The organism is Candidatus Pelagibacter sp. RS39, from assembly GCF_002101315.1.
In the GTDB taxonomy this organism is placed as follows: Bacteria; Pseudomonadota; Alphaproteobacteria; order Pelagibacterales; family Pelagibacteraceae; genus Pelagibacter.
The window spans coordinates 241,021-252,078 of record NZ_CP020777.1 but is presented as its reverse complement, the minus strand read 5'-3'; the positions used below and the strand labels follow the sequence as shown (position 1 = coordinate 252,078).

The window sequence follows — 11,058 nt, the reverse complement described above, 5'->3', positions numbered from 1 at the left end:
TGAAAAAATTGGAGTTGATATCCAAAAACTTGACCGAAAGTATAACAAGATAAATTCGATCTGAAATAGTTTTAATTAATAACAATATTTTTTTGAAATTTTTTTCAGTGCATAAATCAAGCCAATTGAGCTATTAGTACTGGTCAGCTGCACGCATTACTGCGCTTCCACATCCAGCCTATCAACGTGGTGGTCTACCACGGCTCTATAGGAAGAACTAGTTTTGAGGTGAGTTTCCCGCTTAGATGCTTTCAGCAGTTATCTCGTCCATACTTAGCTACCCGGCACTGCAGCTGGCGCTACAACCGGTCCACCAGTGGTATGTTCAACCCGGTCCTCTCGTACTAGGGTCAACTCCTCTCAATTCTTCTACACGCATAGCAGATAGGGACCGAACTGTCTCACGACGTTCTGAACCCAGCTCACGTACCACTTTAATTGGCGAACAGCCAAACCCTTGGGACCTGCTCCAGCCCCAGGATGTGATGAGCCGACATCGAGGTGCCAAACACTGCCGTCGATATGAGCTCTTGGGCAGTATCAGCCTGTTATCCCCGGCGTACCTTTTATCCGTTGAGCGATGGCCCTTCCACTCAGAACCACCGGATCACTATGACCGACTTTCGTCTCTGCTCGACTTGTCAGTCTCACAGTCAGGCAAGCTTATGCCATTGCACTCTACGAACGATTTCTGACCGTTCTGAGCTTACCTTCGCACGCCTCCGTTACTATTTGGGAGGCGACCGCCCCAGTCAAACTACCCACCATACAATGTCTTGATGCCGGATAACGGCTATCAGTTAGATATCAAGAAAAACAAAAGAGGTATTTCACTGGTGACTCCACAAAAGCTGACGCCCTTGCTTCAATGTCTCCCTCCTATGCTAAATATGTTTTTCCTAACACCAATGTAAAGTTGCAGTAAAGGTGCACGGGGTCTTTCCGTCTAACTACGCGAACTCCGCATCTTCACGGAGAATTCAATTTCACTGAGTTGATGTTGGAGACAGCGGAGAAATCGTTACGCCATTCATGCAGGTCGGAACTTACCCGACAAGGAATTTCGCTACCTTAGGACCGTTATAGTTACGGCCGCCGTTTACTGGGGCTTCAGAAATGAGCTTGCACCCATCGCATTAACCTTCCAGCACCGGGCAGGCGTCAGACCCTATACATCCACTTACGTGTTAGCAGAGCCCTGTGTTTTTGATAAACAGTCGCTTCTCCCTGGCTTGTGCCACCCTTAAATAGTTGCCTAAATAAAGGTCTTCCTTATTCCGAAGTTACGGAAGCATTTTGCCGAGTTCCTTCAACATCATTCTCTCAAGCGCCTAAATATACTCTATTAATCCACCTGTGTCGGTTTAGGGTACGGTCTAATGATGGAGCTATTTCTTGGAACCTTTTCGCAGCAAATTCAATCCATTAAGAATTCACAACTTACAAGATCCGTCACTACCATCTGGTCAAGGAATATTAACCTTGTTTCCATCGACTACGGCTTTCGCCCTCGCCTTAGGTGCCGACTAACTCTGCGCGGATTAACCTTGCGCAGAAACCCTTGGATTTTCGGCGAAGAAGTTTTTCACTTCTTTTATCGTTACTTATGTCAGCATTCGCACTTCTGATACCTCCAGGATCTCTCACGAGTATCCCTTCACAGGCTTACAGAACGTTCCGCTACCAGTTATAATTTTCGAAAAAATTATAAATCCACAGATTCGGTATATGATTTTAGCCCCGTTACATCTTCGGCGCAGAAACTCTATTAGACCGGTGAGCTGTTACGCTATCTTTAAAGGATGGCTGCTTCTAAGCCAACCTCCCGGCTGTTAAGGAATTTCCACATCCTTTCACACTTAATCATAATTTTGGGACCTTATCTGGTGGTCTGGGCTCTTTCCCTCTCGACCATGGACCTTAGCACCCACAGTCTGTCTGCTGAGGAACAATGTTTAGCATTCGGAGTTTTATTAGGTTTGGTAAGAATCTCTTCCCCCTAGCCCATTTAGTGCTCTACCTCTAAACATCTATTTACTCAACGCACTACCTAAATAGTTTTCGCGGAAAACCAGCTATCTACGAATTTGGTTGGCCTTTCACCCCTTACCACAAGTCATCCAAAGACTTTTCAACGTCAACTGGTTCGGTCCTCCGGCAAGTGTTACCTTGCTTTCAACCTGCTCATGGTAAGCTCATTCGTTTTCGGGTCTAATTCATTAAACTGATCGCCCTATTAAGACTTGCTTTCGCTGCGCCTACACCTAGATGGCTTAAGCTTGCTTAATAAATTAAGTCACTGACCCATTATACAAAAGGTACGCCGTCACTCTAAAAAGAGCTTCGACTGATTGTAGGCATGCGGTTTCAGGTTCTATTTCACTCCCCTAATAGGGGTTCTTTTCACCTTTCCCTCACGGTACTAGTTCACTATCGGTCACTGAAGAGTATTTAGGCTTAGAGGGTGGTCCCCCTATGTTCGAGCAGGATTTCACGTGTCCCGCTTTACTCAAGAATTTTGTCAAACATTACTCATACGGGACTATCACCCTCTATGGTTAGCATTTCCAAACTATTCAAATTTTTTTAACAAAACTACTGGCCTGTTCCGTTTTCGCTCGCCACTACTAACGGAATCTCAATTGATTTCTTTTCCTCTGGTTACTTAGATGTTTCAGTTCTCCAGGTTATCTCTTTAAACCTATGTATTTAGTTTAAAGTTCCACATAAAGTGGTGGGTTTCCCCATTCGGAAATTTTCGGATCAAAACTTACATACAGCTCCCCGAAACTTATCGCAGTATATCACGTCCTTCATCGGCTTTCAGTGCCAAGGCATCCGCCACACGCCCTTAAACGCTTGATTTATGCACAGAAAAAAATTCTGTGTTGAATCAAATTTTTATTTGAACATTAGCTAATAACATTTCTAATGTTCGGATATAGATATTGATATTAATTATTTTATTTACAATTTTAGATAACTAAGTGTTTTGGTGGAGGATAGCGGGATCGAACCGCTGACCTCCTGAATGCAAATCAGGCGCTCTCCCAGCTGAGCTAATCCCCCATTATATTTTATAGATTGGTGGGCCGAGAAAGACTCGAACTTTCGACCCCACCCTTATCAAGGGTGTGCTCTAACCAACTGAGCTACCGGCCCCCATTCAAGAGAAACACTAAATCTTAAGAAGAGAAATGAGGACGGTCAACATTAACCTGTTTATTTTTTAGAATAAAATTTTACTTTTATTCATCCTTAGAAAGGAGGTAATCCAGCCGCAGGTTCCCCTACGGCTACCTTGTTACGACTTCACCCCAGTCGCTGACTATACCGTGGTCAAGGGTTTGAAACCTTGCCTTAAGGTAGAACCAACTCCCATGGTGTGACGGGCGGTGTGTACAAGACCCGGGAACGCATTCACCGTGGCACGCTGATCCACGATTACTAGTAATTCCAGCTTCATGCACTCGAGTTGCAGAGTGCAATCCGAACTGAGGTATCTTTTGAGGATTTGCTTAACGTCGCCGTTTTGCTTCCTGTTGTATATACCATTGTAGCACGTGTGTAGCCCAACACGTAAGGGCCATGAGGACTTGACGTCATCCCCACCTTCCTCCAGCTTATCACTGGCAGTTCTTTCAGAGTGCCCAACTTAATGATGGCAACTAAAAGTGAGGGTTGCGCTCGTTGCGGGACTTAACCCAACATCTCACGACACGAGCTGACGACAGCCATGCAGCACCTGTGTTTCGTCCGGCCGAACCGAAAACTTTAATCTCTTAAAGTCGCGACGAACATGTCAAGTGTTGGTAAGGTTCTGCGCGTATCTTCGAATTAAACCACATGCTCCACTACTTGTGCGGGTCCCCGTCAATTCATTTGAGTTTTAACCTTGCGGTCGTACTCCCCAGGCGGTGTGTTTATCGCTTTCACTGCGACACTGAAAATAAATTTCCAACGTCTAACACACATCGTTTACGGCATGGACTACGAGGGTATCTAATCCTCTTCGCTACCCATGCTTTCGTTCCTCAGTGTCAGTAATGATCCAGAAAGCTGCCTTCGCAATTGGTATTCTTTCTAATATCTACGAATTTCACCTCTACACTAGAAATTCTGCTTTCCTCTATCATACTCTAGCTGAAAAGTTTTGATGGCAGTTCCAGAGTTAAGCTCTGGGATTTCACCACCAACTTTTTCAACCACCTACGAACTCTTTAAGCCCAGTAATTCCGAACTACGCTAGGTCCCTTCGTATTACCGCGGCTGCTGGCACGAAGTTAGCCGGACCTTCTTATTCGGGTACAGTCATTTTCTTCCCCGACGAAAGAGCTTTACAACCCAAAGGCCTTCTTCACTCACGCGGCATCGCTGCATCAGAGTTTCCTCCATTGTGCAAGATTCCCCACTGCTGCCTCCCGTAGGAGTTTGGGCCGTGTCTCAGTCCCAATGTGGCTGATCATCCTCTCAAATCAGCTATTGATCAAAGTCTTGGTAGGCCATTACCCCACCAACAAACTAATCAAGTGCAGGCTCATCCAATGGTGCATAAAGCTTTCTCCGTAAAGACTTATCCAGTATTAGCACAAGTTTCCTCGTGTTATTCCAGGCCATAGGGTAGATACCTACATGTTACTCACCCGTCTGCCACTAAGTATTGCTACTTCGTTCGACTTGCATGTGTTAGGCGTGCCGCCAGCGTACGTTCTGAGCCATGATCAAACTCTCAAGTTTAAAAACGGCGCACACTAGCTTCCATATAAATTCTAAGAATAAAATTTATATGATGTTGAAGTGTGTACGACAAATTTTTGGTAACCTTAACCGTCCACACTTCTCTTCTTAAATTTTCACTTTTAAAATAGCTAATTGAGCAAAAAGGCTCAATGATCCATAATAATTTATTGTATTAACAATAATTTATTTGAGGAAGTTCAGTGCTTATAGGCTAAAATGATAGGAAAGCAAGCAATTATGATTAAAAATTGGATAAAAAAGCCTTAATTTTAGGGGTTTTTTTTGATTTTCTTTCATGGTTAAACTAATAATTGATAATTCAAAAACTTTCAATGATCAAAAAGTTCAATATAAAATTAAAAGTAAAAAACGAAATTCTAGCCTTAATAATATTAATTATTTTAACAAGTATTTTTACAATCTACCATAATCAAACAAAAAACAGAATTAACAATAGTTATAAAAAAATTATTGAAAACTTTTACTTTAAGAAAACAGTAAATCATTTTTTTGAAAAATTTGAACCAAGATTTAAAAAAATCTCCCATAAGGTTAGAGAAGGAGAAACTTTTATGGAGATTCTTGAATATTATTCTTTAAATAAAGATGAAATTTCTATTATCAAAGAAAAAATCAATAACAAGTTTAATGTGAACAGATTGAATACTAATCAAAAGATACATTTTATTATTGATCAAACTGATAACTCAATACAGGAATTTATATTCCAAATATCTAATAAAGAGAGAATTATTCTGACCCAAGACACAAGTAAAAAAAATTTTAAACAAGAAATTGTTTTGACGAAATTAGAAAAAAAAGTAATTTATAATGAAAGCTCAATTCTTAACAGCCTTTATAGATCAGCGAGGAGTCAGAAAGTACCACCAAATATAATAATTGAGTTTGCTAGAATTTATGGTTTTCAAGTTGATTTTCAAAGGGATATTAGAAAAAGAGATAAATTTCAGATTATGTATGAGGCTTATGTTGATGAAAACAAAAAATTAATTGAAACAGGAAACATTTTATTTGCAAATTTGATTTTAAGCGGTGAAGATAATTCACTTTTTTATTTTGATGAGGAAAAAAATGCTGGGCATTATGATAGGAATGGTAAGAGTGTTGAAAAAGCTCTAATGAAAACCCCGATTAACGGGGCAAGACTTTCCTCTCCCTTTGGAATGAGAAAACATCCAATTGATGGATTTAATAAAATGCATAAAGGTACTGACTTTGCTGCTCCAACAGGAACACCAATAATGGCATCTGGATCAGGAGTTGTTAAAAAGGCAGGTTGGTGCGGTGGAGGCGGAAATTGTGTAGTTATAAAACATAATTCAACCTATCAAACAATATATGCTCATATGTCAAAATTCGCTAAAGGAATTAGGAGTGGTGTTAGAGTTAAACAAGGGCAAACAATTGGATATGTTGGATCGACAGGAAAATCTACAGGACCACATTTGCACTATGAAGTTCTAATTAATGGCAAAAGAGTTAATTCTCAAACCTTAAAGCTTCCTTCTGGAAAAATTCTTAAAGGAGAACAAAGAAAAATATTTGAAACTCAAAAGATTAAGTTAAATGTATTAAAGTCTGAAAAAATTGTTGGTCTTAATTGATTTTTTAGATAAATTTTTATTTAATTGGAGTTAAGGTTTTTTTTTCGTCAGTATCTTTTTGTTCTTTATTCACTTCAACTATATTTTGTTTAGATTCAGATTGATCATTACTTATTGAATTTAGTTTTCTTTGAGCATCTTGATCATTTAAAATTCTAGTAAAATGATCAGCATGTTGAAAATAGTTCTCTGATAAAATCTTATCTCCACTAGATAGAGCTTCTCTTGCAAGATTACTATATTTTTCAATTAATTTTGATGCATTATGATTGTTTCTGCCTGGGGATTTTCTCTGAAAATTTTCATTTTTTGAAAAATTAGAACCATATTTAGGTCTATCTGTATTAGATTTAAAACCTCTATCGTTTCTTCTAAAATTGTTTCTTCTGATATTATTATTATTTCTGAATGTAACCATAAAATTTATTTTTTTGTACTAATTATACATCGATCATTTTTGGCTAGATCTTTTAAAGTTCTATTGACGTAAAAATTATTATCCTTTAACATTTTTTTTACTAATTCTTTTTGATCATGTCCAATTTCCAAAACTAGTCTGCCATGTGTTTTAATTAACTCAGATGATTTTTTTATTACCATTCTGATAACTGATAAGCCTTCTAAACCACCATCTAAAGCCATTTTTGGCTCATAATCAATCACTTCCCTATCTAATTTATTCAAATCAAACTTTTTAATGTAAGGAGGATTAGAAATAATTAAATCATATTTGCGAAAAATTAAATTGTCAACATCTGATTTAAGTAATTTTATTCTATTATTAACACCAAGTTTTTTTGCATTATATTTACAAATTTCAATACAATCTTGACTTAAATCTATACCAGTTCCAAAAAAAGACTTTTTTTCTTTTAAGATTGAAAGAGCTATACATCCTGAACCAACTCCAACCTCCAAAAAATTAATATAGTCCTTATTTTTGTAAATTTTTAAAACTTGTTCTATTATTATTTCTGTATCTGGTCTAGGAATTAAAACTTTTTCATTTACTTTAAAATTATCCTTCCAAAAGGACTTGGTACCAGTTAAGTATGCTAGTGGTTTTCCTCTAGATCGTTTTAAAATTAAATCTTTAAAGTTATCGTGATCATTTTGATCAAGTTCTTTATCAAGATTTAATAAAATAAACTTTCTGTCTTTTTTAATTACAGAAGAAAGTAATAGTTCACTGTCTAATAAAGCTGATTCTATTCGATTATTTTTCAATTCTTTGCTAGCTTCTTTAATTGCAACTTCAATATTCATTAGTTTAGAGTATTTAAACTTTCTTCTTGTGCTTGAAGGGTTAATGCCTCAATCATTTCATCGAATACTTCACCTTCTAAAAATTCTTCAAGCTTATGAAGTGTTAAATTTATTCTATGATCAGTAACCCTTCCTTGGGGAAAATTGTAAGTTCTTATTCTTTCTGACCTATCACCTGAGCCTATTTTACTTTTCCTGTCTTTGGATCTTTCATTTTCAATTCTAGACCTTTCAAGTTCATACAATCTAGATCTTAAAATTTTCATCCCTTTAGCTTTGTTCTTATGTTGAGATTTTTCATCTTGTTGAGAAACAGATATTCCTGTTGGAATATGAGTAATTCTAACAGCGCTATCAGTAGTGTTTACTGATTGCCCTCCTGGACCTCCAGCTCTAAAGACATCAATTCTAAGATCACTTTCATTAATCTTTAAATCAACCTCTTCAGCCTCTGGTAAAACTGCAACTGTCGCAGCAGATGTATGAACTCTACCCTGTGTTTCAGTATCTGGTACTCTTTGTACTCTATGAACTCCACTCTCATATTTCAAAGTAGAATAAATATTATTTCCTTTTATAGATGCAATTACTTCTTTTAAACCACCGGCCTCGCTTCTAGAAATTGAAATTAATTCAAGGCTCCATTTTTTTTTGTTACTTACTTTTTCATACATCTTAAAAAGATCTGAAGCAAACAAGCTAGCTTCTAAGCCACCTGTTCCTGCCCTAATTTCAATAATTGCATTTTTTTTATCTGCTTCATCCTTAGGCAATAGAAATAATTTTAATCTTTTTTCATTTTTTTCTTTTTGAGTTTCTAGATCAATCAATTCTGTTTCAGCCATTTTGATCATTTCTGTATCTGAATTTTTGTCCTCTAAAATTGCTTGAATTTCTTTTTTATTTTTTTCAAAAGAGATATAAAATTTAGCAATTTTAATAATTTCATTTAGCTCCGCGTATTCTTTAGATTTTTCAGCAAATGAGTTTTTGTCAATTTCTGCAGAGGATAATTCTTTTTCTAATAATGTATGTTTATTAATTAAATCGTTAACTGTTTTTAATGGTATCATTTCGAATTCTTTATTTCAGATGCTTTTTTTTCAACCTCGCTCACTACCTTATCTATCATATCGCTTGTAGAAATTTTTTTGGACTGCACTCCAGATAAATAGAGCATATTATTTCCTTTTTTACCTCCAGTTATTCCTACATCTGTTAAAGCTGCTTCTCCAGGACCATTAACTACACAACCAATTACAGATAAAGTAATTGGAGTTTTTATATGAGAAAGTTTTTTTTCCAAAATTTTCACAGTTTCAATAACTTCAAAGCCTTGTCTTGCACATGAAGGGCAGGAAATTATTTTAACTCCCCTCTCCCTTAAATTCAGGGATTTTAGTATTTCATTTCCAATTTTGACTTCCTCGACGGGATTATCTGACAAAGAAATTCTAATAGTGTCACCAATACCTTCTAGAAGCAATGTTCCTAGGCCAATCGAGGATTTTACACTTCCTGGTATAAAGCCTCCTGCCTCTGTAATCCCTAAATGTAGCGGATAATCTGTTGTTTTTGATAATTGTCTGTACGCTTCAATTGATAAAAAAACATCTGATGACTTTACACTTATCTTTAAATTTTGAAAATTTTCGTCCTCGAGTATTTTAATATTTCTTATAGCACTCTCAACTAATGCTTCTGGACAAGGTTCTCTATATTTTTCTAATATATCTTTTTCTAAAGATCCAGCATTAACACCAACTCTTATCGAGCAATTATGATCAACTGCAGCTTTAACAACTTCTTTAATTTTATCTTTACTTCCAATATTTCCAGGATTTATTCTTAAACAGCTAGCACCGCCTTCAGCAGCTTCGATTGCTCTTTTATAATGGAAATGAATATCAGCAACTATAGGTACATCAACATGCTTGATTATTTCTTTTAATGCTTTTGATGACGGTTCATCAGGACAAGAAACTCTTACTATATCAGCTCCCTCTGAGCTTATTTCATTAATTTGCTTAATTGTAGCTTTTATATCTGTTGTAAGAGTATTGGTCATTGATTGAACTGATATAGGACTCTCTCCTCCAACTTTTACTTTCCCAACATTAATCTCTCTAGTTTTTCTTCTTTTTATGTCTCTAAAGGGTCTAATACTCATTTTTTTTTGTCTAATTTAAATTCTTTATGAAGCGCAATCAAAGCTTTTTGTGTATTCTTTTTATCAATTAAAACTGAAATTTTAATTTCGGATGTTGAGATTACTTTGATGTTTATTTTTTCATTTGCCAATGATTGAAACATTCTAAATGTAACACCAGGTGTTGTTATCATACCAACCCCAATTACTGAAATTTTAGAAACACCTTTTTCAAAAAGTAATTTTCTATAATTAATAGTTTTGTTTTGTTGAATAATCTTTTTTGTTTTATTTAAGTCATCTGTTTTAATTGTAAATGTTAAATCTGTTTCTTTTCCATTAGCAGAAATATTTTGCACAACCATATCAACATTTATCAAATTTTTAGATAGTGGTTTAAAAATAGCCGCAGCAACTCCAGGTTTATCCCTCACACCTATAAGGGAGACTTTTGAGTCATTTTGAGTTGAAGATATTCCAGTAACAATTTTATTATTTATAATATTAGACCTTTTAGTAATTAATGTACCTGATTTTTTGGAAAAAGATGATCTTACCTCGATATCAATTCTATTTAATCTGGCATCTTGTATAGAAACTGGCTGCATAACTTTCGCGCCAAGTGATGCCATCTCCAACATTTCTTCATATGAGATTGTTTTAATTTTTTTTGCATTTTTCAATTTATTAGGATCAGTTGTATATACTCCTTCTACATCTGTATAGATTATACACCTCTCTGCTTTAAAAAACTTAGCAAGCATAATTGCACTTGCGTCAGATCCACCTCTTCCTATAGTCGTAATTCTATTTTCATCATTTAGTCCCTGAAAGCCAGTGACCACCGGTATACCACCTTTTTTTAAATATTTTATAATATTTCCTTTATTGATTTGATTAATCCTTGAGTTTTTATATTTTCCTTTAGTCAAAATTGGAATTTGCCAAGATAGCCAAGATCTGGACTCATACCCATCATGGATTAATCGTCCGGCTATTAAAGAACAGGCTACTTGTTCACCCGAAGAAACCAAAACATCATGTTCTGACTCGGAAAAACCATTACTTATCTCAAATGATTTTTTTATTAACTCATTTGTCACACCACTCATAGCTGAGGAAACCACAATAACCTTGTAGTTTTTCTTTTTGTAATCAATAATTATTTTAGCAACTCTTTTTATTTTTTTTATAGTGCCAACTGATGTACCTCCAAATTTTAATACGACAATTTTCATGATAAAATAATCTTTTAAGTTTAAAAAATATTGAATAAAT

At 36.0% G+C, this 11,058-nt stretch carries 6 protein-coding genes, 2 tRNA genes and 2 rRNA genes; 1 reads left to right on the top strand and 9 read right to left on the bottom strand.

What is annotated here, in order from left to right; all coding sequences use genetic code 11:
- Nucleotides 1-112: 112 nt before the first annotated feature.
- The 4 genes from B5L73_RS01370 to B5L73_RS01355 form a co-directional block, all read right to left on the bottom strand.
- Nucleotides 113-2,865, bottom strand: a 23S ribosomal RNA gene (locus B5L73_RS01370).
- Nucleotides 2,866-2,993: 128 nt separating this feature from the next.
- Nucleotides 2,994-3,069 (bottom strand) — tRNA-Ala (locus B5L73_RS01365).
- Between the two features lie 16 nt (nucleotides 3,070-3,085).
- Nucleotides 3,086-3,162 (bottom strand) — tRNA-Ile (locus B5L73_RS01360).
- A 100-nt stretch (nucleotides 3,163-3,262) separates the two neighbouring features.
- Nucleotides 3,263-4,737: ribosomal RNA gene (locus B5L73_RS01355) — 16S ribosomal RNA — on the bottom strand.
- The 16S and 23S rRNA genes sit together here with 2 tRNA genes alongside, the layout of an rRNA operon.
- Before the next feature lie 335 nt (nucleotides 4,738-5,072).
- Between B5L73_RS01355 and B5L73_RS01350 the strand changes: the two genes are divergently transcribed.
- A complete protein-coding gene (locus B5L73_RS01350) occupies nucleotides 5,073-6,365 on the top strand; it encodes a M23 family metallopeptidase (protein WP_085147037.1) in 1,293 nt (430 codons plus the stop codon).
- A gap of 16 nt (nucleotides 6,366-6,381) precedes the next feature.
- Here the strand turns inward: B5L73_RS01350 and B5L73_RS01345 are convergent, their stop codons facing one another.
- From B5L73_RS01345 to B5L73_RS01325, 5 genes are read right to left on the bottom strand one after another with little or no spacing between them, the layout of a single operon-like run.
- Entirely contained in the window at nucleotides 6,382-6,783 is a 402-nt protein-coding gene (locus B5L73_RS01345) for a DUF4167 domain-containing protein (protein ID WP_085147036.1), read from the bottom strand.
- Nucleotides 6,784-6,788: 5 nt separating this feature from the next.
- Complete coding sequence (gene prmC / locus B5L73_RS01340; RefSeq protein WP_085147035.1) at nucleotides 6,789-7,631, bottom strand: peptide chain release factor N(5)-glutamine methyltransferase; 843 nt, start codon at nucleotides 7,629-7,631, stop codon at nucleotides 6,789-6,791.
- A complete protein-coding gene (gene prfA, locus B5L73_RS01335) occupies nucleotides 7,631-8,704 on the bottom strand; it encodes a peptide chain release factor 1 (RefSeq protein ID WP_085147034.1) in 1,074 nt (357 codons plus the stop codon). Before prfA ends, prmC begins: the two co-directional genes overlap by 1 nt.
- Nucleotides 8,701-9,801: a flavodoxin-dependent (E)-4-hydroxy-3-methylbut-2-enyl-diphosphate synthase gene (gene ispG / locus B5L73_RS01330; protein ID WP_085147033.1), complete on the bottom strand. Its 1,101-nt coding sequence runs from the start codon at nucleotides 9,799-9,801 to the stop codon at nucleotides 8,701-8,703. Before ispG ends, prfA begins: the two co-directional genes overlap by 4 nt.
- A complete protein-coding gene (locus tag B5L73_RS01325; RefSeq protein ID WP_085147032.1) occupies nucleotides 9,798-11,018 on the bottom strand; it encodes an aspartate kinase in 1,221 nt (406 codons plus the stop codon). The genes ispG and B5L73_RS01325 overlap by 4 nt, the downstream gene beginning before the upstream one ends.
- Between the last annotated feature and the right edge of the window lie 40 nt (nucleotides 11,019-11,058).

What these genes read in the sequence shown, in the direction of transcription:
- B5L73_RS01350 (WP_085147037.1), top strand. Translation starts at nt 5,073, where the DNA reads ATGATCAAAAAGTTCAATATAAAATTAAAAGTAAAAAACGAAATTCTA.
- B5L73_RS01345 (WP_085147036.1), bottom strand. Translation starts at nt 6,783, where the DNA reads ATGGTTACATTCAGAAATAATAATAATATCAGAAGAAACAATTTTAGA.
- prmC (WP_085147035.1), bottom strand. Translation starts at nt 7,631, where the DNA reads ATGAATATTGAAGTTGCAATTAAAGAAGCTAGCAAAGAATTGAAAAAT.
- prfA (WP_085147034.1), bottom strand. Translation starts at nt 8,704, where the DNA reads ATGATACCATTAAAAACAGTTAACGATTTAATTAATAAACATACATTA.
- ispG (WP_085147033.1), bottom strand. Translation starts at nt 9,801, where the DNA reads ATGAGTATTAGACCCTTTAGAGACATAAAAAGAAGAAAAACTAGAGAG.
- B5L73_RS01325 (WP_085147032.1), bottom strand. Translation starts at nt 11,018, where the DNA reads ATGAAAATTGTCGTATTAAAATTTGGAGGTACATCAGTTGGCACTATA.